Below are 20,963 nucleotides of genomic sequence, written 5' to 3' on the forward strand. Positions count from 1 at the left end.
AGAATAAGGTATCGCTCAGAGGGGAGTCGGGGTTGATATTTTTTTCCCGGGGCAATGGTCCACCAAAATAAAAAGCTGTTCCGGTGCTAGGTCGGAAACCTGATAAGACAAAGATGGGTCTTCTATTGATGGGAAGCGGACTTCTCTGACATGCAGGTCTGCGTTGAGAAGTATCAGTGCCGGGAAATCAAGCACCCGCTGTCCCAAAAAAAGCTTCTGAGAGTTTGGCTGTACAGTAATGCCTGCTTCTAATTGTGGAAATGACCATAGGGATTTAAAAAAATTCCTGTAGCTTGTAAGGGTGTCATCTAGAGATGCGTGTGCTTCGGTAAGTGTAGGTGTGTTTTTTTCCAGTAATGAGCGCCCCATTCCCAGAACCCGGATTGGACTGCCAAGCAATTGTAGAATTGTTGGTCCAGTATCCAGCGTAGATCCTGGTTTACTGATCTGATCACCAGAGTGGTTTGGGGCAAACATCATGAGCAAGTTACGACGGGGGGATTGGTTTAAGAGTCCAGAAGCAGTGTTTTGCATTGCCAAATGATCGGATGCTACAACGATAATGGTGTTGTCTGCTGCCTTGCTTGAAAGTAGTCGGCGTATAAATGATGAAGCCAAACGGTCTGCGCAATGAACAGCATTCAGCATCGGATTTTTTCCATCGGCATACTGTACCTCCTTGCATGTGCTTGACTGGAGGCCTGATGGATGGTGTGTGTCAAGAGTAAGCATAAATAAACCAAAAGGTTGGTTTTTGGTGCTTAACTCCTCAAAGCGTTGATATGCCAAATCGTAAAGTGTGTCATCGAAAAGGCCCCAGGATGATGTGTATAAGGGGTCTTTGAGTGTGTGATGTAACTCCTGTAATCCTTCAATACGCTGAAAATTATGAGTTTTATAAAAGCGCCCTTTACCAGCAAAATTTAGATGCGCACCGCCAAGGTAGTTTAATTCATAATTATGTTTGGATAGTAAGTCACCCAGGCAATTTGCTCTTGGGAGAAACTGATCCATATTGCCCATTGCATTGCCATTTGCGGGTGTTATCAAAGGCACGCCACACTGTGAAGCTGTGATTCCCGCAATTGTCCAGCCGGTTCCGTATGCCTGTCGTATATCTGTGAAGCTTATGGCTTGCTGTTCAAGGGCTTTCAGTTCTGGAAGCAGGTTAGGAAAAATTTTTTCATTAAAATAGGTGCGCTCAAGTGACTCTAAATAAATGAAAACCAAATTCTTTGGGTTTTCAGGTAAGGAGGCTTTCTTTATGTCTATATAATCAGAGGGTGTACCACTCTGGTTTGAGTAAAAAGCTCTTCCAATGTCCAAAAATGTGGGGTTTGTGGCTAAAGCTGTAATGAAGAATGCTATGCTGGTCGAATAGCGTATGAGGTTTGCGTGGTTGGTATTATGGCTTTTCCTATAGAGAAGGGTGCTCATTAATAAAATGGATAGGAGATATGCTGTACTGAGCGCTATTAGGTAAGAGAATTCTTTAAGGCCGGCGCCTTCCATGTCAGTGTTTAAGTGATAAAGGACCGATTCGTTGACTCCTGATCCGGTTAAATGATCAGCAACAAAATAGAAACCAAGTAAAAAAAGTTGAAAAAAGCATAGTAATGCCAATATCACTCGCATGGGGATGGTGCGAATTGATTTGAAGCTTAAAGCTATTGCGGTCAGAGAGAGTAAAGTGGACAAGAGGGTCATTGGTAGCCTCTAGTGGCTAGAACCATGTCCCAGCCGCCCATGTCTTTCCAGGTGTTAACAATGGCGCAGAACAGCTCTGCTGTCTTGACGGTGTCATATAGCGCTGAGTGCGCCTGTTTGCCGTCAAAGTCGATGCCGGCCATGTTGCAGGCCTTTGCCAAAACGGTCTGGCCGTAGGCCAGTCCTGCCAGCGAGACGGTATCGAAGGTGGAAAACGGGTGAAAAGGGTTGCGCTTGATACCGGCTCGATCAGCTGCGTTGGTAACAAACCCGTGGTCGAACGATGCATTGTGGCCCACAAGAACGGCCCGCTTGCATCCGTGTGACTTGATCGATTTTCGGATCGGCTTGAAAATTTGCTCAAGTGCCTCCTCTTCAGGCAGGGCGTTACGCTCCGGGTCGTGAGGGTCGATTCCGGTAAAGTCCAGAGCGGACTGCTCCAGATTGGCACCCGGAAATGGATGTACGTTCGCATCGTAGCTCTGATCGATCATCAGGTAGCCGTTCTCATCCATCGTAAGCGTGACGGCCGCGATTTCCAGCAGAGCATCGGTACGCGGGTTGAAGCCGGCGGTTTCGACGTCAATAACGACCGGCAGAAAACCGCGAAAACGATCTGCCATTGGATGAGGGGCTGAATTGCGTTGAGTCAACGAAAGTCCTTATTGCAGCAGGTGATTGGCCGCAGGCATTCTAACAGTCTGGGTAGTGGCGTCAAAATGAGAGTTAAAGTGCCTGCGGCTGGTGCCGATACTTGAATGCTGACCTGATTGTCGGGAGAGACCGAATTGAAATATCCCAGTATGGCCCTGCTATTGCTCCTGTTGCTGCCGGGATGGGCGCAGGCCGTTGTGTTTCGGGCATCAATCGATCAGTCTGTGTGGGAGATGGAAACTTCGCGTTTTTTTTGTCGCTTGAGCCAGTCTGTACCTGCGTTCGGCCGAGCCGTGTTCGAGCATGAGGCGGGTGAACCGTTGCGTTTCAGGCTGCAGCCCACGCAAACCTTTCAGCTAAGCGGGTCTGCCATGCTGGTGGCGCAGGCATCGCCCTGGCAGCCGGGGGAGGCTCCGTTCAACATCGCGGAAGTGGAAGTGGATCAGCAATCGGGTGTGCTCGAGTTGGACAGTGAGGCGGCCAGTCAGATGCTGGTTGCGCTGCATCGTGGCATGACCCCAACCTTTTCCAGTGAGCGCTGGTATCAGAGTGATGAGCCGGTTCAGATTGGTATTTCGGCAGCCAATTTCAAATCAGCCTACGATGATTATTTGGGCTGTCTTGATACGTTGCTGCCGGTAAATTATCGTCAGGTGGCACGTACGGCGTTGCTGTTCCCTTCTGCTGCTTGGCAGTTGTCCGATGCAACGCGTGAGCGGCTCGACTTGATTGCCCTTTATATCAAGACCGATGACAGTGTGCATTCAGTGTATGTGGATGGCCACTCAGACAATTACGGTCGGCGTCTGTTGAACCGTGATCTGTCCAAGCGCAGGGCCGAGGAGGTGACGCGTTATCTGGTCAGTCAAGGAGTGTCGGAAGATATGATCACCACTCGCTATCACGGTGAACGCTATCCGGTCGTGCCCAACAATACGGCAGAAAATCGGGCACGGAACCGTCGTGTGGCGATCCGGCTTGAGCGCGAATAGAGGCTGTTCAGCGCCTTTGTGCTTTCTGGTATGATACTCGCCTTTGTGCCGAGTGATTTGTTTCCGTGTGCCGGTCGTGGTGACCGGCACACTCAGTTTCTGGAGCAGCAACATGTCCGATATAAAAAAGGTCGTACTGGCGTATTCGGGTGGGCTTGATACCTCCGTCATCGTGCGCTGGTTGCAGGATACCTATAACTGCGAAGTGGTGACCTTTACTGCCGATCTGGGGCAGGGTGAAGAGGTAGAGCCTGCACGTGCAAAAGCCGAAGCGCTGGGCGTGAAAGAGATCTACATTGAAGACCTGCGTGAAGAGTTTGTGCGTGACTTCGTATTCCCGATGTTTCGTGCCAATGCCATCTACGAAGGTGAATACCTGCTCGGTACGTCGATTGCGCGTCCGTTGATCGCCAAGCGGTTGATTGAAATTGCCAATGAGACCGGTGCTGATGCGATCTCCCATGGCGCTACTGGCAAGGGTAACGACCAGGTGCGTTTTGAGCTGGGTGCATATGCGCTGAAGCCGGGCGTGAAAGTGATTGCACCCTGGCGCGAGTGGGATCTGACGTCCCGTGAAACGCTGATGGCGTACTGCGAAGAGCGTAATATTCCGGTGGACTTCAGCAAGAACAAGAAGAAGTCGCCTTACTCCATGGATGCCAACCTGCTGCATATTTCCTACGAAGGCGGCATTCTGGAAGATCCCTGGGCTGAAGCCGAGGAAGATATGTGGCGCTGGAGCGTCAGCCCCGAGCAGGCACCGGATGAGCCGACCTACCTGGTACTGACCTACCGCAATGGCGACATCGTGGCTATCGATGGCAAAGAGATGAGCCCGGCAACTGTACTGGAATATCTGAACAAGGTGGGTGGTGCCAACGGTGTTGGCCGTCTCGACATCGTTGAAAACCGCTTTGTCGGTATGAAGTCCCGTGGCTGCTACGAGACGCCGGGGGGCACCATCATGATGAAGGCTCACCGTGCCATCGAGTCGATCACTCTGGACCGCGAAGCAGCCCACCTGAAAGACGAACTGATGCCGCGTTACGCCGAGATCATCTACAACGGCTTCTGGTGGTCGGAAGAGCGCAAGATGATGCAGCAGATGATCGACTACAGTCAGCGCAACGTGAATGGCGAAGTGCGTATCAAGCTGTACAAGGGCAGCGTCAGCGCGGTGGGTCGTCGCTCTGAAGATAGCCTGTTTGATGAAAGCATCGCGACCTTTGAAGACGATGCCGGTTCCTACAACCAGAAAGATGCCGAAGGCTTCATCAAGCTGAACGCGTTGCGCATGCGCATTGCAGCCAGTAAGGGGCGCAACCTGCTTGAAGACTGATTTCCTGTTGAAGGAAATCTATAAGGGGCGATGCCGGCACATGTCGGCATCGCCCCTTTGTTTTTGTGCTGTGCTAAAGCCCTGTGTGGAAAAGGGTTTTGCCTGCAGTCAGACCCTCATGCTATTTTTTCGGTAGTCTTGGTTGCTGTAGGCCTATGGATACTCTTTTTTCAGGCAAAAAGGTGCTGATCCTCGATAAGCAGCTGGAAGACCTCCGGACGTTGCGTGATCTGCTCACCGGCCTGGGGTTCGGGCACATCGAGGTCGCGTCGTCCGTCAATATGGCGCTGTCGATTCTGCGTGAGCAGAATGTCGATATCTGCTTTATGTCCTATGATCTGGGCAAAGGTGAAAAAAGTGGCCTGCAGGTGATGCATGAGGCTCAGGCTGAAGGCATTCGTCATTACGGAACCGGTTTCGTGCTGGTGGCCGCCCCTGAAACATCCGAGCTTTTATTTGGCTCTCTCGAGTACTCCCCTGATCTTTGCATCAACAAGCCTTATAACGGTGTCCAGTTACGCCAGGTCCTTGAGAAGCTAGTGCGTTTGAAGCAGTCGCTCAAGCCCTTGTCTGAGCTGATGGATCAGCAGAAATGGCTTGAGGCGCTGATGCTTTGTGATCAAAAGATTCGAGAATTTCCGGCGCTTAAGATATTTCTGCTGCGCTTCAAGGGGATTATTCTACTGAGGCTGGAGCGTTACCCGGAAGCGCGGACGCTGTTTGAACGCATGCTTGAAGCACGTGATCAGCACTGGATGCGAGTGGGGGCAGGCGTTGCAGCGTACCGTGAAGGGCGTTTTAATCTGGCCTATGACTGTCTTAGTACGGTGATTAATCAGCAGCAGGTTAGCGTGGATGCGTTCAATTGGTTGGCGCGACTGCATCGTTTGCGCGGAGATCTTAGTCAATCGATGACATTGCTGCGCAAGTCTGTCTTGCTTCAGCCCTCAGTCGCGGCACTGCAAGGGGAGCTTGGCAATGTGGCAGCCCGGTTGCAGGACTGGCGCTTGGCAACTGATTCCTTTCGTGCAGCCATTCGCTTTGGTCGCTATTCGGCCTTTCAATTGCCGGACTATTATTTTGCTCTGGCGCGTTCGCTCAGCGACCGTGTCGAAGGGCAGCAGGGGGGGCTGGCCGCTGAGTCCGAGGCTGAAGCGATTCAAGTGCTGGAGCAGGTCATTTCCGACTTCGATCAGGATCGGGTGGCACTTTTCAAATCTCGCCTTCTGTTATCAGATGTTTTGCGCCGTAGCGGAGATGTGCCGAGGGCGGAGCAGGCAGCAAGGTCGGCACTGGATCTTTTTCTGGCACTGCCGCTGGATGATCAGGCGCAGTGGATTGATCAGCTTAGCGACGGGTTGGAGCTGTCGGAAGCCTCACGCAGTGTGGCAGTGTTGCGTCAGGAGTTGACCCGTAAAATGGTCAATATTGACTGGGCCAGAGCTAATCTCAAGGGCATGATGCACTTTCGCAAGGCCGAGCTCGCGCAGGCCTGTGACGCGTTTGCCTTTGCTTTGCAGGTGCAGCCTGATAACCCCAGCATTGGCTTGAATCTGGTACAAACTGAGCTGGAATTGATCAAGCGAGGTCTATCGCCGGATTTGCTGGCATCAATCCGATGCTGTGATGATGTGCTCTATGGAATCCAGTATGCGGCGCTCAGCGCCCGCCAACAGCAGCGTCATGCGGCGCTGGCTGAGCGGCTGGCTGCCCAGGTGCAGCTATTGTCACAGCAGGATCAGAATAACTGATCCTCATCCTTGAGAAACATCTCTGAATCCATATCGTCGCTGTCGGCTGCTACATATTCATCAGGGTGGACGATGGAGCGTGCGACCTTACGACTGAGCAGCTTGCGCTGGGCTGCGTCTGGCAGGTCAGTGAAGCGTATTACCTGACGGTCGATAAGGGTGTCGATCAAGTCTTCCAGGATGCGGATGGTAGATAGATCCGAATCTTCCAGAAACTCGTTGGCGGTAAAAGCAGAAGAATCCAGAGACAGGAAGCGTAATACCTCTGGATTGGCGGCATCCACTGCATGGGAGTCAGGGATCTGACGATCGGTCAGGGCGGTGATATTGCCCGCTTCGTCTCTGAGTGCGTAGAGCATTACAATAAACCTGATCTAAGCTAAGTACAGGTTCGAGTGTAGCTCTAGAACTCTCGGCTGTAACCTGTATTTGGGGTTTATATCGATTAAAACAAGTGTTAGAGTTTTGTTTTTACACTGTCTGGAGTAATGCATGGATGTAAGACAGGACCCGTTGCTGGAGTGCCTGGTGCTGTTGACACAGCAAAGCCAGCGTCCATTTTCCGCTCAGGTACTGGTTGAGGGGTTGCCTCTGGTTGATGGGCGCCTTACCCCCAAGCTTTTCCTGCGTGCAGCTGCACGTGCAGGGTTTGCCGCCAAAGTGGCCCAACGACCTTTGCAGAAGCTTTCCAGATTGCTGCTGCCTGCTGTTCTGCTGTTGAAGGATGAGCAGTCATGCATACTGCAAAAAATTGATTTCGAAAAAGGTGAGGCCGAGATTCAGCAACCTGAAAGTGGTGGCATCGTCAGTGTCGGCCTGGATGAGCTTGAATCCCTCTATACCGGTTTTGTCATTTTCCTGCGCGCCGAATACAGCTTTGGTGAAACCACAACACGTGAACTGGATGATCGTGGGGGTCACTGGTTCTGGAGTACGATTTGGCGTTCGGCGCGTATCTACCGGGATGTGCTGCTCGCGTCGCTGCTGATCAATCTCTTTGTGCTCGCCAACCCTCTGTTCGTAATGAATGTCTACGACAGAGTGGTACCCAATCATGCGGTTGAAACCCTTTGGGTGCTCGCGATTGGTGTGCTGGTGGTGTACCTGTTCGATTTCGGCCTGAAAATGCTGAGGGCCTATTTTATTGAAGTGGCCGGAAAGAAATCAGATGTGCTGTTGTCGGCACGGTTGTTTGAAAAGGTGATGGGGGTACGTTACGACGCCATGCCGGCCTCGGTGGGTGCTTTTGCCAGTAATCTGCGCGAGTTTGAGAGCATTCGCAACTTTCTAAGCTCAACCACTAACACGGTATTGATCGACATTCCCTTTATGCTGCTGTTCCTGCTGGTGATCAGTTGGATTGGTGGCCCGTTGGTGGTGGTGCCGGCAATGGCGATCCCGATCATTCTGGTCTATGCGCTGCTGGTCAAGCCTCGACTGCGTCGCTCCATTGAGCACACCTTTACCGCGTCAGCGCAGAAAAACGGCACGCTGGTGGAGTCCCTGACGGCCATGGAAACCCTCAAAACTCAGCGAGCGGCCAGTCCAATGCAGGGGCGTTGGGAAAGTGCTGTGGGCTACATCGCTAACTGGGGGCTCAAGTCGCGCATGCTGTCCTCATCAGTGGTGAATGTGGCCGGGTTTGTGCAGCAGTTGGCATCGGTACTGCTGGTGATCGGTGGTGTTTACATGATCATGGAGCAGACCCTGTCCATGGGTGGTTTGATCGCCTGTGTCATTCTGAGTGGCCGAGCCATAGCCCCGCTGGCACAGATTGCCAGCCTGATCGCGCACTATGAACAGTCGCTCAAGGCACTGAAAACCCTTGACGAGATTATGGCACTGCCCGATGAGCATGAGGCAGGGCGACGCTATATCCACAGACCGGAGCTGAAGGGGGGAGTCGAGTTCAAGGATGTAGCCTTCACCTACCCCTCGACCGAATATGGTGCTCTGCATGGGGTTTCGTTCCGCTTGCAGCCGGGTGAAAAGGTGGGACTGATCGGACGCATCGGTTCGGGCAAGAGTACCATTCAGAAGTTGCTGCTGGGGCTCTACCGACCTGCCGAAGGCGCAATCTCGATTGACGGTATCGATCTTAACCAGATAGACCCTACCGATCTGCGTCGTTCGGTGGGCTATGTGCCTCAGGATGTGATGCTCTTCGCTGGTACTGTACGCGATAACATCACTATTGGCCTGCCTCACGCGACCGACACACAGATCCTGGCGGCTGCACGGTTGGCCGGAGTGGAAAGTTTCGTGAATCAGCACCCTTTGGGCTTCGATATGCCGGTGGGTGAGCGCGGCAGCCGCCTGTCGGGTGGTCAGCGTCAGGCGGTGGCACTGGCAAGGGCGCTACTGCATGATCCTGCCATTCTGGTGTTGGATGAGCCGAGTAATTCCATGGATAACGCCTCCGAAGAGACTATGAGACGCCAGCTCAAGGGTTACCTGAAAAACAAGACTCTGGTTATGGTGACTCACAAAATGTCGCTGCTGGATCTTGCTGACCGTCTTATTGTCGTCGACGGCGGTCGGATTTTGGCGGATGGTCCTAAGGACAGTGTCCTCGAAGCCTTGAAACAGGGTCGTTTGCAGGTGAGGAAGTAAAGCATGAGCCAACACTCCCCACAGCCGCAGGGTGATGATATCCGCTACACCTCCAGTATCAGTGAAGCGATGCTGGAGCAAGTGCCACGTGGCGCCAGCCTTCTGCTTTGGGCAGGGGCGATGTTTATCGTTTTTGCCATTATCTGGGCAAACTGGGCGGAGCTTGACGAGCTGGCACGTGGAGAGGGTGAAATAATCCCGTCTCATCAGTTGCAGGTTGTCCAGAACCTGGAAGGTGGCATCGTGTCCGAAATTTTGGTGCGCGAAGGGCAGCTTGTTGATAAGGGTGAAGTGCTGTTGCGGATCGAAGACAAGCGCTTTGCCAGCTCCTTTCGTGAGAATCAGGTGCGGTTGCTGGAGCTGAATGCACGCGGCGCCCGCCTGGAAGCCGAGTCAAATAATGCAGAGTTTATTTTGCCTGAGGACTTCCCGTCTGAATACCAGAACCTGTTGCAACAGGAACGCCTGCTGTTTGCGTCCCGACGGGAAGAACTTAGTACCAACCTCTCGGTACTTGAGCAGCAACAGGAGCAACGTGGACAGGAGCTTGTTGAGGCGCGGGCCAGAATTGAACAGCTGCGTCGCAGTTACAACCTGTTGTTGAGAGAGCTGCGCATCAGTGATCCTTTGGTAAAGGAAGGCGTCATTTCAGAGGTTGAGCATCTGCGCCTGCGGCGTCAGGTAAATGATCTGCGAGGAGAGATGTCGAGCATCGAGCTGAGTATTCCGAGAATTGAATCCACCATTGAGGAAATTCAGCAGAAGAAGCAAGAGATGGAGCTTAACTTTCGTAATCGCGCTCGGGCCGAGCTGAATGAAGTGTTTGCCGAGCAGGTCAGGCTGGAAGAAGCGCTGGGTGGAATGGAGGACCGCATCAGCCGTACCGAGGTGCGTGCGCCCATCAAGGGGACCGTTAAACAGCTGATGATCAATACCATTGATGGTGTAGTCAGGCCGGGTGACCCGCTGTTGAGCATCGTACCCTGGGAGGACCAGTTGCTGGTGGAAGCGCGTATCAAGCCGTCTGATATTGCCAATATCCGCCTGAATCAGCCTGCCGTGGTCAAGGTGAGCGCCTATGATTTCGCCATCTACGGTGGAATGGAGGCGAAAGTGGCGTTTATTTCGCCCGGTACTATTATGGATGAAGAAAGCAAACAACCGTATTACCTGGTGCGTTTGGAGATGGATGCCCCAGAGGTGGGTGCTGAGCAGGAGGTACTGCCGTTGATGGCCGGCATGACGGTCAGCGTGGATATCATGACAGGTAAGAAATCAGTAATGCATTACCTGTTGAAGCCGATCAATCGGGCAAAAGAGCGGGCGTTGACGGAGCGATAGGATATGGAGTTGTTTGTCTGGAGCGAACGAAAAGACATCAGGGAACGTTGGCAGACCCAGCTGGCAAAGTCGGCTGTGCTGGACCTGAATTCAGGCTCGCTGTTGAAACTGCCAAACGGGGCTGTGTTGCTTCTGCATTGGAGTGCGCTGGATTCGAAGCAGCGTCAGGAGCTGATCGCACGCAGTCATGATCTGCGTCTTGTTGCCTTGGTTGATACGCCCAGTGATCAGGAAGGTATAGAGCTGCTGCAGGAAGGTTTCAGGGGATACGCCAACACGTTTATTCAGGGCGCCTTGCTGACTGAGCTTGTAATGGCAGTTGGGCGTGGCGATATCTGGGCGGGGCCCGAGTTGCTGCAGCGTCTGCTGAGACGTCTGCTGCAGCAATCGCAACCCTCGGCGGATGTTCCGGCCTGGTGGTCACTGAGTGAGCGTGAGTCGCAGGTGATGGCGGCTCTTAAGCGGGGGGAGAGCAACAAGGAGATTGCGCGCGAATTGAACATAACCGAACGTACAGTCAAGGCACATGTAAGTGCCATTCTGGAAAAGGCCGGAGCGAGGGACAGGATTGACCTGATCCTCAAGGCAAACGGTCAGGTGTACCCACATTGAAAATAGCCGGAGCAAGGATATGAAATTTCGATACTCAATGCTGGCACTTGCCCTGAGTGCAGGAGTTGCGGGCTGGAGTTCCGCTGCCACCCTTCAGGACGTGGTTGCTGACAATATAGAGCAGAACCCGGAAGTGCAGCGCGCACTTCAGAACTATGCTGCCGTAATTCAGGAAATTCGTCAGGCTCGGGCAGGCTATTATCCTACCCTCGATGCCACTATTGGCTACGGCTACGAGTGGACTGATAAAGAGAATGGTACTCAGGATACTGAGCTGGATAGACGTGAAGCTCGCCTTAACCTGAACCAGATGATCTTTGATGGCTTTGCTACCAGCAGTGAGGTGAAGCGTCATGAAGCGCGTGCGGCATCTCGTGCCAGCAGCCTGAAAGATACAGCTCAGCGTTATGCCCTGGAGGCCAGTCGGGCCTATATGGAGGTGCTGCGTCGTGATCAGCTTCTGACGCTGGCCAAGGAAAGCCTTTATAACCATGTCACCATCTATGACCAGATCAAACGGCGAAGCGAATCCGGCATGGACAGTCTGGCTTCCATTCAGCAGGCGGAAGGCCGTCTGGCGTTGTCAGAAGTTAATATGCTGGCGGCCGAAAACAACCTGCGCGATGCGCGGGCCAGCTATCTGCGAGTGGTTGGTCAGCCGGCACCTGAAAATCCAGAGCCTTTCAAGGCGGCTGACTTGAGCCTGCCGGCCAGCCTGGAAGAGGCCATTGCACGGGGGCTGGAAAACCAGCCCGTAGCCGGTGTTGCACAGTTCGATGTGGAAGCGGCCGTCGCGCAACGTGATGCAGCTAAAAGTGCCATGTATCCACGCCTGGATTTTGAAGTAGAGCGTCGCTGGGATAACAACATAGATGGTGTAGAGGGTGATGATGAAGACCTGACCGCCATGCTGAGGTTGCGTTACAATCTGTTCAATGGCGGTGCCGACAAGGCGCGTATTCGTCAGACTGAACATCAGATCGGTGAAGCTCAGGCAATTCAGCGTGATGCCGAGCGCCAGATTCGCGAAAGTGTTGAGCTGGCTTGGAACGCCCATGAAATTCTGACTCGGCAGATGGAGTATCTGGAGCGTCATGTGCTCTCCAGTCAGGATACTCGCGACTCCTACAAAAAACAGTTCGATATTGGCCAGCGCTCACTGCTCGACTTGCTGGATACCGAGAACGAAGTGTTCTCGGCGAAGAATCAGCTGGCAGAAGCGCGAGTCGACGATCAGATTGCACAGCTGCGTATCCTGACCGGTACCGGTGACTTACTGGAAGCGCTCAACATACCTTTGCCCGATGTGGGTGAACAGGGTGCAGCGCAGCAGGAGGTTGCTGACAGCGGCCAGTAATTGCATCCATCTGCGCGGGTGGCTTAAAATCCCGCGCAGCCTGAGGTCTTTCAAGAGGGTTGCCACAGTTGCAGCCCTTTTTTGTTTTCAGAGGATGCGTTGAGCATGAAGTCACATAAAATACTGGAAGCTCCCATCCCGATGCGCTGGGTCGGGCCAATCAAGATCGGCGGCGATGTGCTGAATGAAAAGCTCAGTGTGCCCCTGGCAACCTATGAAACGCCGCTGTGGCCATCCGTTGGCCGCGGAGCACGCGTGTCCACCTTGACCGAAAAGGGCATTGTCACCACAGTGGTGGACGAGCGCATGACGCGCTCAATTCTTTTGGAAGCGGATGATGCGCTGGCGGCACATCAGGCGCTGCAGTCAATCAAGGCACGCAAGGGCGATCTCAATGCCGTTGTGGCCACCAGCAGTCGCTTTGCCAACCTGATTGACATGCACAGCCAGATCGTGGGCAACCTGATCTATCTGAGACTGGAGTTCACGACCGGGGATGCATCCGGTCACAATATGGTCACCAACGCCGCTGACAAACTGATTCCATGGATTCTGCAGCAGTATCCTCAACTGCGTTACTGTTCTATCTCGGCCAACTATTGCTCTGACAAGAAGGCCACGGCCGTCAATGGAATTCTGGGGCGTGGCAAATACGTAGTCAGTGAGATTCTGATTCCACGTGATATCTGCGAACGTCGGCTGAAAACCACGCCGGAAAAAGTGGTTGATCTGAATATCAAAAAGAACCTTATAGGGACCTTGATGGCGGGTGGGCTGCGAAGTGCCAACGCCCACTATGCCAACATGCTGCTGGCGTTCTATCTGGCTACTGGCCAGGATGCCGCCAACATCATCGAAGGCTCACAGGGGGTTGTGCACGCCGAAGTGCGTGATGGCGACCTCTACTTTTCCTGTACGCTTCCGAACCTGATTGTAGGCTCGGTAGGTAACGGCAAGGGAATCGATTTTGTCGAGGACAATCTGCGCCAGCTGGGTTGCAAGGAAGCGCGTGAGCCAGGCGCAAATGCCCGCAGGCTGGCCGCGATCTGTGCAGCCACGGTGCTGTGTGGCGAACTGTCGCTGATGGCGGCCCAGACCAACCCTGGTGAACTCATGGAAGCCCATATCAAGCTGGAGCGGTAATGACCGACCCCACCAACGAGCGCAAAATCGAACATATCCGTGCGATTGAGCAGGATCCCCTGACCGATCGGCAGGGGCACTGGTTTGATCGGATCCGACTGATGCACCGAGCTCTGCCCGAACTGGCATTCGATGAGGTTGATCCATCGGTTGAGTTTCTTGGCAAACGACTCTCGTTTCCGCTGCTGATCTCTTCCATGACCGGAGGTGATCATGAATTGGTACGACGTATCAATACGAACCTGGCGTTGGCCGCTGAGCAATGTCAGGTGGCTATGGCGGTCGGATCGCAGCGGGTGATGTTTACCCACCCGGAAGCGCGTGCCAGTTTTGAGTTGCGTCAATTTGCCCCGACTACTGTACTTATAGGCAATGTTGGTGGTGTGCAGCTCAATTATGGCTTCGATCTCCAGCGTTGTCAGGAGGCAGTGGACTGTGTCGGGGCCGATGCGCTCTACTTCCACCTCAACCCGCTGCAGGAAGCGGTGCAGCCCGAGGGTGACACCAACTTCAGTAATCTGGCGCAGCAGATGGGTGCAGTGGCGGCAGGGCTATCGGTTCCCGTGATGCTCAAGGAGGTGGGGTCTGGCCTATCCCCGGCGGATATAGAGTTGGGGCTCAGGCAGGGCATTCGTCACTTTGATATTGCCGGCACTGGCGGCACTTCGTGGAGCCGGATAGAGCATCATAGACGCCATGATGGCAGCGATATTGGGCTCAGATTTCAGGACTGGGGGCTGCCAACCCCTCTGGCACTGCAGCAGGCAGAGCCCTATCTGGATCGGGCTACCCTGATCGCCAGTGGCGGGCTCAGAGATGGGATTGATATGGCCAAATCTGTTATACTCGGCGCCTCGCTGTGCGGTATGGCTGCGCCCCTGCTGCAGCCGGCGATGGAATCTGCCGAAGCGGTTGTAGACGCCATTGAGCGTTTGCGCCGCGAATTTGTTACTGCGATGTTTCTGCTCGGTACGCCTGATGTGGCGGCGCTGTTCCGGAACAGGACGCTTATTGTCCAAGAGCGTTGAGGACCCTGGTCGAGTATGTCCGTTGGTATAGACGAAATCAGCTTTTACACCTCCAACTATTATCTGGACCTGCGCACGCTGGCACAGGTGCAGGGCACCGATCCGGAGAAGTACTATACCGGCATTGGTCAGGAGAAAATGGGTATGGCCGCGCCGGACGAAGACATCGTCACCATGGCAGCCAATGCGGCCTTGCCACTGGTAGAGCGCATTGGGCCTGAAACAATCGGGACGTTGCTGTTTGCCACTGAAACCGGCATTGATCAGTCCAAGGCTGCAGGTGTGTACGTGCATCGTCTGCTTGGCCTGAGCGCCAATTGCCGGGTTGTAGAATTGAAACAGGCCTGCTACAGCGCGACCGCCGCCATTCAGATGGCCTGTGCACTGGTGGCGCGCAAGCCGGACAGCAAGGTGCTGGTGATCGCTTCTGACATTGCTCGCTACGATCTGGATACGCCCGGCGAGGCGACTCAGGGCTGCGGTGCCGTGGCTCTGCTGATCAGTGCCAATCCGCGTCTGGTCACCATCGACCCGGAAGTTGGCAATTATACTGAAGACGTGATGGACTTCTGGCGGCCGAACTATCGCTCGACCGCACTGGTGGATGGCAAGTACTCCACCAAAATTTATCTCAAGGCCCTCAAAAAAGCCTGGGAGCATTTCCGTGAGGCCAGCTCATTGGCGTTTGCCGACTTCAGTCATTTCTGTTACCACCTGCCGTTCAGTCGCATGGCTCAAAAAGCGCATCAGCAGTTGGTCAAGCTGAACAGGGCTGGCCTGTCTTCAGCCGAGCAGGAGGCGCAGATCAGCAATACCCTGCTGTACAACCGCATCATCGGTAACAGCTATACCGCTTCCATGTATATCGGCCTGACCTCGCTGCTGGAAAATACGCTGGAAGATTTGGCCGGCAAGCGGATCGGTTTTTTCAGTTATGGCTCCGGTTGTGTAGCTGAGTTTTTTTCCGGCACCGTGGTGGAAGGCTATAAACAGGCACTGCATACCGAACTGCATCGAGAGATGCTAAACGCCCGGCGCGAAATCAGCCATGATGAATACCTGAAACTGTATCAGCATCAGGTGCCGACTGATGGCGGCGAATACACCTTCCCTGAAGGCACCACCGGCCGCTTCCGTCTGGCGGGCATTATCCATCACAAACGCGAATATATTCCCTGCTGATGCCGACCGCCTGCGCTCCGGGCAAGATCATTCTCAGTGGTGAACATGCTGTGGTGTATGGCGCGCCGGCGCTGGCACTGGCGGTGGATCGGCACATGCGGATCCACTACCGCCCTGATCAATTGCCGCGTTTGAGCTGGCATACCCGCGAGCGCACCCATGAGCTGGGGCTGGACAAGCTGGCCGGCCTGCGGCGTCGCCTCGACAATCACTTCGAGCGCTATCTGCGCGGCGAACTGCCAATTACCCGTATCCTGAAAAAACCCGCTGAGTTGGCTTTCTATGCCATTGATATGGCGCGAGTGCTGTCCGGACTTGATATTCAGCCGCGAGGCAGCCTCAGTATCGACTCGGATATACCCATTGGTGCTGGCATGGGCTCTTCCGCGGCGTTGATTGCGGCACTGTTGAAACTGTTTGGGCATTTTGACAGCCTTGAACAACTGATTCAGCAGGTGCGTTACTGTGAGCGTTTGCAGCATGGGCGCGGCAGCATGATCGATGCAGCGGCTGTGTGCAGTGGAGGGCTGGTCAAGTTGCAGGGTGAGCAGGTGTCACGGCTTCCGCTGGCTGATGAGGGGCTGGGGGCCGGGTGGTTTTGGCTGTTTACCGGTACTCCGGCCAGCAGCACAGGCGCTTGCGTGGATGAGGTGAGGCATCACTTCGGTCAGTCTGAAATCTGGAGTGAATTTGCCGACATCACCGAGCAGGTGGCAACGGCGCTGCTCAAGGGTGATACACCGCTGGAACAGGTGCGTGCCAACCATCGATTGCTGAGCCGTATCGGTGTTGTACCTGCCTCGTTGCAACGCTTTGCCGAGCGTGTCGAACAGCGAGGTGGTGCCGCCAAAATCTGTGGCGCGGGTGCGGTCTCCGGGGATCAGGGTGGGCTGATGCTGCTCTGGCTGCCGCAGGGAACCCCGGCCCAGTTGCCGCTGCAGTCGCATTGGCACTGGGGTGTTCTGAAAGAGGATCGACAAGGTGTCCGCATACTCGAAGATTAACACCCGCGCCCCCGGCAGCATCATGCTGATGGGTGAGCATGCGGTACTGTTTGGCGAACCGGCACTGGCCTGTGCGCTGGAGCACTGGCTTGAAGTCGAGCTGACACCATTGGCATCACAACGGGTAGAAATTGACAGCGCACTAGCACGCTACCGAAGTGATCTGAGTCAGCTGCAACCGGAACCTGCGCTGAGCTTTGTGCTGGCCGTGATTGAGGCGTACCGACCTTACTTGAAACAGGGCTTTCGCCTGCAGATACGCTCCGGTTTTTCACATACCGTAGGGCTTGGCTCTTCGGCGGCAGTCACGGCAGCGGTCACAGCAGCACTGGCCGAATTTTGTGGCACGGATACAACGCCTGAAGCCTTGTTTGAGGTGGCCTTGCATGCCGTGCATCAAGCCCAGAACGGACGCGGCTCCGGAACTGATCTGGCGGCCAGTATCTATGGTGGTGTCGTTCAATACCGTGTGAGTCCGCGTACGGTGGAACGCCTGAATGGCCTGCCGCCACTGGCGCTGCTGTATTGCGGCTACAAGATGAAAACCCCTGAGGTGCTGGCGCTTGTGGAATCCCGTGCGGCCTCTCAACCCTCACTCTATGCCGGGCTGTATCGTCTCATGGGTCAGACCTGTGAGGCGGGTCGAAGTGCGGTGGACAGCGCCGACTGGTCGCAACTGGGGCAGTTGATGAATCTGTATCAGGGCCTGATGGATGCGCTGGGGGTGAATGATGCCACCCTGTCCGAGATGATTTGGCGCTTGAGAGCGCAACCGGGCATTCTGGGCTCCAAAATATCGGGCTCGGGCCTGGGTGACTGTGTACTGGCACTGGGACACATGACCGAAACGCTGCCCTGGGAGTCGATCCCGGTCTCGGTAGCCGCTACTGGAGTGGAGATTAGCCATGACACCTGCTGAAGTGATTGATCGTTTATTACCCTCGCACCTGCAGGCAAAGGCGTCATCGGAGCTCTTTGCCCCCAGTAATATTGCGTTATGCAAATACTGGGGCAAGCGTGACCGAAGCTTTAATTTGCCGGTCAACGCATCCCTGTCCGTTTCGCTGGATTATCTGGGGACCCATACCCGGCTCACCCCGATTGATGCTGAAGTGGATGAAGTCTGGCTCAATGGGCAGCAGCTTTTGCCCAGTGCAAAATTCAGCCAGAAGGTATCAGCCTTCATCGACCTGTTTCGTCGGCAGCAGGATCTGTACTTCCGGGTGGAAACCCGCAACAACATCCCCACCGCCGCCGGGCTGGCGTCTTCCGCCTCGGGCTTTGCTGCACTGACGCTGGCACTGAATGATGCGCTTGGGCTGGATTTGGAGCCCCAACTGCTGTCGGTGTTGGCCCGCCATGGTAGTGGCAGCGCCTGCCGTTCGGTGTTTGATGGCTTCGTCGAATGGCGTATGGGACAGCGTGAAGATGGGCTCGACAGCCACGGTATTGCACTGGACGCAGAATGGCCCGGCCTGTGTATTGGCCTTGCCAAGGTGGATGCCGGAGAAAAGGCGGTAGACTCCCGCTCTGGCATGCAGCGCACGGTGGAAACCGCCCATCTCTACCAGAGCTGGCCTCTGCAGGCGGCGGCTGATCTGGAAAAGCTGCATCAGGCTATCGCACGACAGGATTTTGAGCTGTTGGGGCAAACTGCTGAACAGAATGCGCTGTCGATGCATGCCACCATGATCGCCAGCTGGCCACCACTGCTGTACTGGCAACCGGAATCGGTAGCGGCGATGCAGACGGTGTGGACGCTTCGTCGACATGGGGTGCCTGTATATTTCACCATGGATGCAGGCCCCAACTTAAAGCTGCTGTTTGAACAGCAGTGCCGTGACGAGGTGTTGCGTCACTTCCCTGATCTGGAAACCGTGGAGCCTTTCGGCAGCCGCTGATGTCCGCCTTGATCGGTTTCCCGCTGACCCGTCGACAGCGAGATCACAACGGTCGACTGCAACTGAGTTATTGGCTCAGAACCGCCACCGGTGCCCATGAGGTGGTCATTGAGGGAGAGGCTGCTGTCGCCTTTATACTGCAATCGGATGGGTCTCATGTCGCTGAACTCCTCTCAGACCTGCCCGGCTGTCAGTTGCGACCGCTGTCATTATCAAGCCTGAATCATGAGCCGGTCAGTGCTCTGTATGCAGACAGCCTGCGTGAATGGCATGAAGCGCTTGGTCGTTTGCAGCAGGCGGGTGTCGCGCTCATGGAAGAGGATATTCGCCCGGCTGACCGGTATCTGATTGAGCGCGGCATCTTTGCATCCGCCAGGGTCATTGATGATGCTTCAGGGCTTCGCCTGCAACGCGCCGAGTTTGAACCGCCACTGCGCATCCTGTCACTGGATATCGAAACCACTCTTCGGGCCGACCGAATCCTGTCCGTTGCGCTGCAGTCACAAGGCTATGAACGAGTGCTGTTCAACGGCAACATCGCCAACTCGCCTGCCGTTGTGCGCTGTCATAACGAGCGTGACCTGCTGCAGCAGCTGATGGCCGAAGTGCGTCGCTTCGATCCGGACCTGATTATCGGCTGGAATGTGATCGGCTTTGATCTGAGGGTGCTGCAGCAGCGTGCCGAGGCGCAGCGCTTGCCGCTCTGTTTGGGTCGTGATCAGGAACCGGTACGGGTTGAGCAGACACGAACGGGGCGTTGGTATGCCCGTCTCAATGGTCGTGTGGTACTGGACGGGATCGATACTCTTAAAGGCGCGACTTGGCAGTTCGAGCGCTACAGTCTGGAATTTGTGGCGCGTGAGCTGCTGGGACGTGGCAAGCTGATCGACACTCCGGATGACCGAGGAGAGGAGATTCAGCGCCTGTATCGCGAAGATCCGCAGGCGCTGGTGCGCTACAACCTGGAAGACTGCCGCCTGGTCAGCGAGATTTTTGAACATACGGAATTGATCCCTTACCTCCTGGCACGGGCACGCCTGACCGGGCTGCCGCTGGACAAGGTCGGTGGCTCATCGCAGGCGTTTGATAACCTCTACCTGCCACGTTTGCACCGCGCCGGATATGTGGCACCCCAGTATGCCTCCGGTGTGGATGGGCTGGATGTTCCGGGTGGATTCGTGATGGAATCGTGTCCCGGGTTGTATCGTCATGTGCTGGTGCTGGACTTCAAGAGTCTGTATCCCAGCATCATCCGCAGCTTCCGGATTGATCCGCTGGGGCTGGCGCTGGGCACCCGTGGTGATGCGCCCGCAGATGCGTTGGTGCCGGGCTTCCACCATGCCATCTTCGATCGCCGCCATGCGCTGCTGCCCGATATTATCGAGCGTCTATGGCAGGCGCGAGACGCAGCCAAACTGCAGGGCAATTCGGCCTTGTCGCAGGCGATCAAGATTCAGATGAACGCCTGCTATGGCGTATTGGGCTCGCGGGTGTGCCGCTTTTTCGATCAGCGCCTGTCTGGCTCCATCACCCTGCGCGGCCATCAAATTCTGCAGCAGACCGCCGAGCGGATCGAGCAGGCCTTTGGTCATCAGGTGATCTACGGTGATACCGACTCGGTGTTCGTCTGGCTCGGGGATGACTGGCCGGATCGGGATACGGACCGGTATGGGCATCAACTTGCCAGTGATTTGAACGTTTGGTGGCAGGAGCAGCTGCGGGAGCGGTTTGATATCGACTGCTCGCTTGAACTGCAGTATGAAGCGCACTATCGGCGTTTTTTGATGCCGCGCATGCGTCACTCAGAAAAAGGCAGCAAGAAACGGTATGCCGGTCTCAAGGTGCAGCCGGACGGCAGCGATCAGCTGGTGTTTCGCGGGCTCGAATCGGTCCGGACCGACTGGACGCCGCTGGCGCGCCAGTTCCAGCAGGCGTTGTATGAGCGCATCTTCCGCGACCAGCCCTGGCAGGTCTTGTTGCAGGAAACCGTGCGTGCCGTTCGGGCCGGTGAACGGGATGGTGATCTGGTGTACCGCCGTCGTATTCGCCAACCGCTTGCTGCGTACCAGCGCAATCGGCCGCCTCATGCGCGTGCGGCTCAAATGTTGGATGATGATCGTCGGCACCGTGGTTTGCCGCCGGTCGTACGGGTTGGTGACAGCATCGCCTATCTGATGACGGTCAACGGCCCGGAACCGCAGGAATTGCTGCGCTCACCGCTGGACTACCAGCATTATATCGACCGGCAACTGCTGCCGGTCGCTGACACTTTGTTGCCGTTCGTAGGCGAGTCCTTTGACCGGCTGATCGCTCCTCAGCAGGAGCTGTTTTGAGAGGGC

At 55.1% G+C, this 20,963-nt stretch carries 17 protein-coding genes; 14 read left to right on the forward strand and 3 right to left on the reverse strand.

What is annotated here, in order from left to right; genetic code table 11:
- Window positions 1-15: 15 nt before the first annotated feature.
- Both ABIE61_RS15120 and rnt read right to left on the reverse strand, forming a co-directional pair.
- Entirely contained in the window at window positions 16-1,707 is a 1,692-nt protein-coding gene (locus tag ABIE61_RS15120) for a sulfatase-like hydrolase/transferase (protein ID WP_354410971.1), read from the reverse strand.
- Entirely contained in the window at window positions 1,704-2,330 is a 627-nt protein-coding gene (gene rnt / locus ABIE61_RS15125) for a ribonuclease T (RefSeq protein WP_354411027.1), read from the reverse strand. Before rnt ends, ABIE61_RS15120 begins: the two co-directional genes overlap by 4 nt.
- Before the next feature lie 165 nt (window positions 2,331-2,495).
- On the opposite strand from rnt, the gene ABIE61_RS15130 reads away from it, so the two are divergent.
- The 3 genes from ABIE61_RS15130 to ABIE61_RS15140 all read left to right on the forward strand — a co-directional run bounded on the left by ABIE61_RS15130 (window position 2,496) and on the right by ABIE61_RS15140 (window position 6,443).
- Window positions 2,496-3,353 (forward strand): flagellar protein MotY, encoded by an 858-nt coding sequence (locus ABIE61_RS15130; protein ID WP_254774937.1) that lies wholly within the window; start codon window positions 2,496-2,498, stop codon window positions 3,351-3,353.
- Window positions 3,354-3,465: 112 nt separating this feature from the next.
- Entirely contained in the window at window positions 3,466-4,692 is a 1,227-nt protein-coding gene (locus tag ABIE61_RS15135) for an argininosuccinate synthase (RefSeq protein WP_206839550.1), read from the forward strand.
- Window positions 4,693-4,874: 182 nt separating this feature from the next.
- Complete coding sequence (locus tag ABIE61_RS15140; protein ID WP_354410973.1) at window positions 4,875-6,443, forward strand: hypothetical protein; 1,569 nt, start codon at window positions 4,875-4,877, stop codon at window positions 6,441-6,443.
- Here the strand turns inward: ABIE61_RS15140 and ABIE61_RS15145 are convergent.
- Window positions 6,431-6,802, reverse strand: a complete 372-nt coding sequence (locus ABIE61_RS15145) for a hypothetical protein (protein WP_354410974.1) — start codon at window positions 6,800-6,802, stop codon at window positions 6,431-6,433. The two genes, ABIE61_RS15140 and ABIE61_RS15145, sit on opposite strands and share 13 nt — an antisense overlap.
- 133 nt (window positions 6,803-6,935) lie before the next feature.
- Here ABIE61_RS15145 and ABIE61_RS15150 point away from each other — a divergent pair, with 133 nt between their 5' ends.
- The 11 genes from ABIE61_RS15150 (at window position 6,936) to ABIE61_RS15200 (ending at window position 20,957) form a co-directional block, all read left to right on the forward strand.
- On the forward strand, window positions 6,936-9,056 hold the full coding sequence (locus ABIE61_RS15150; protein ID WP_354410975.1) for a type I secretion system permease/ATPase: 2,121 nt from the start codon (window positions 6,936-6,938) through the stop codon (window positions 9,054-9,056).
- Between the two features lie 3 nt (window positions 9,057-9,059).
- Complete coding sequence (locus ABIE61_RS15155; protein WP_091821455.1) at window positions 9,060-10,397, forward strand: HlyD family type I secretion periplasmic adaptor subunit; 1,338 nt, start codon at window positions 9,060-9,062, stop codon at window positions 10,395-10,397.
- A gap of 3 nt (window positions 10,398-10,400) precedes the next feature.
- A complete protein-coding gene (locus ABIE61_RS15160; RefSeq protein ID WP_354410977.1) occupies window positions 10,401-11,009 on the forward strand; it encodes a helix-turn-helix transcriptional regulator in 609 nt (202 codons plus the stop codon).
- A 19-nt stretch (window positions 11,010-11,028) separates the two neighbouring features.
- Complete coding sequence (locus ABIE61_RS15165; protein ID WP_354410979.1) at window positions 11,029-12,366, forward strand: TolC family outer membrane protein; 1,338 nt, start codon at window positions 11,029-11,031, stop codon at window positions 12,364-12,366.
- Window positions 12,367-12,471: 105 nt separating this feature from the next.
- Window positions 12,472-13,509: a hydroxymethylglutaryl-coenzyme A reductase family protein gene (locus ABIE61_RS15170; protein ID WP_354410981.1), complete on the forward strand. Its 1,038-nt coding sequence runs from the start codon at window positions 12,472-12,474 to the stop codon at window positions 13,507-13,509.
- Window positions 13,509-14,537 carry a type 2 isopentenyl-diphosphate Delta-isomerase gene (gene fni / locus ABIE61_RS15175; protein WP_354410983.1) on the forward strand — a complete coding sequence of 343 codons (1,029 nt, stop codon included), beginning with the start codon at window positions 13,509-13,511 and terminating at the stop codon, window positions 14,535-14,537. Before ABIE61_RS15170 ends, fni begins: the two co-directional genes overlap by 1 nt.
- Before the next feature lie 15 nt (window positions 14,538-14,552).
- Entirely contained in the window at window positions 14,553-15,719 is a 1,167-nt protein-coding gene (locus ABIE61_RS15180; RefSeq protein WP_206839561.1) for a hydroxymethylglutaryl-CoA synthase, read from the forward strand.
- Window positions 15,719-16,723 carry a mevalonate kinase family protein gene (locus ABIE61_RS15185; RefSeq protein WP_206839565.1) on the forward strand — a complete coding sequence of 335 codons (1,005 nt, stop codon included), beginning with the start codon at window positions 15,719-15,721 and terminating at the stop codon, window positions 16,721-16,723. Before ABIE61_RS15180 ends, ABIE61_RS15185 begins: the two co-directional genes overlap by 1 nt.
- A complete protein-coding gene (mvk, locus tag ABIE61_RS15190; protein ID WP_354410986.1) occupies window positions 16,701-17,642 on the forward strand; it encodes a mevalonate kinase in 942 nt (313 codons plus the stop codon). The genes ABIE61_RS15185 and mvk overlap by 23 nt, the downstream gene beginning before the upstream one ends.
- Window positions 17,629-18,624 carry a diphosphomevalonate decarboxylase gene (gene mvaD / locus ABIE61_RS15195; RefSeq protein WP_354410989.1) on the forward strand — a complete coding sequence of 332 codons (996 nt, stop codon included), beginning with the start codon at window positions 17,629-17,631 and terminating at the stop codon, window positions 18,622-18,624. The genes mvk and mvaD overlap by 14 nt, the downstream gene beginning before the upstream one ends.
- Window positions 18,624-20,957 carry a DNA polymerase II gene (locus ABIE61_RS15200; RefSeq protein WP_354410991.1) on the forward strand — a complete coding sequence of 778 codons (2,334 nt, stop codon included), beginning with the start codon at window positions 18,624-18,626 and terminating at the stop codon, window positions 20,955-20,957. The genes mvaD and ABIE61_RS15200 overlap by 1 nt, the downstream gene beginning before the upstream one ends.
- Window positions 20,958-20,963: the final 6 nt, after the last annotated feature.

The organism is Marinobacterium sp. MBR-111, from assembly GCF_040547585.1.
Lineage (GTDB): Bacteria > Pseudomonadota > Gammaproteobacteria > Pseudomonadales > Balneatricaceae > Marinobacterium > Marinobacterium iners.

Bases quoted from the DNA above. Each gene is read 5' to 3' on its own strand.
- ABIE61_RS15160 (WP_354410977.1), top strand. From the start codon at position 10,401: ATGGAGTTGTTTGTCTGGAGCGAACGAAAAGACATCAGGGAACGTTGG.
- mvaD (WP_354410989.1), top strand. From the start codon at position 17,629: ATGACACCTGCTGAAGTGATTGATCGTTTATTACCCTCGCACCTGCAG.
- ABIE61_RS15120 (WP_354410971.1), bottom strand. From the start codon at position 1,707: ATGACCCTCTTGTCCACTTTACTCTCTCTGACCGCAATAGCTTTAAGC.
- fni (WP_354410983.1), top strand. From the start codon at position 13,509: ATGACCGACCCCACCAACGAGCGCAAAATCGAACATATCCGTGCGATT.
- ABIE61_RS15180 (WP_206839561.1), top strand. From the start codon at position 14,553: ATGTCCGTTGGTATAGACGAAATCAGCTTTTACACCTCCAACTATTAT.
- ABIE61_RS15150 (WP_354410975.1), top strand. From the start codon at position 6,936: ATGGATGTAAGACAGGACCCGTTGCTGGAGTGCCTGGTGCTGTTGACA.
- rnt (WP_354411027.1), bottom strand. From the start codon at position 2,330: ATGGCAGATCGTTTTCGCGGTTTTCTGCCGGTCGTTATTGACGTCGAA.
- ABIE61_RS15155 (WP_091821455.1), top strand. From the start codon at position 9,060: ATGAGCCAACACTCCCCACAGCCGCAGGGTGATGATATCCGCTACACC.
- ABIE61_RS15135 (WP_206839550.1), top strand. From the start codon at position 3,466: ATGTCCGATATAAAAAAGGTCGTACTGGCGTATTCGGGTGGGCTTGAT.
- ABIE61_RS15165 (WP_354410979.1), top strand. From the start codon at position 11,029: ATGAAATTTCGATACTCAATGCTGGCACTTGCCCTGAGTGCAGGAGTT.
- ABIE61_RS15185 (WP_206839565.1), top strand. From the start codon at position 15,719: ATGCCGACCGCCTGCGCTCCGGGCAAGATCATTCTCAGTGGTGAACAT.
- ABIE61_RS15170 (WP_354410981.1), top strand. From the start codon at position 12,472: ATGAAGTCACATAAAATACTGGAAGCTCCCATCCCGATGCGCTGGGTC.
- ABIE61_RS15200 (WP_354410991.1), top strand. From the start codon at position 18,624: ATGTCCGCCTTGATCGGTTTCCCGCTGACCCGTCGACAGCGAGATCAC.
- ABIE61_RS15145 (WP_354410974.1), bottom strand. From the start codon at position 6,802: ATGCTCTACGCACTCAGAGACGAAGCGGGCAATATCACCGCCCTGACC.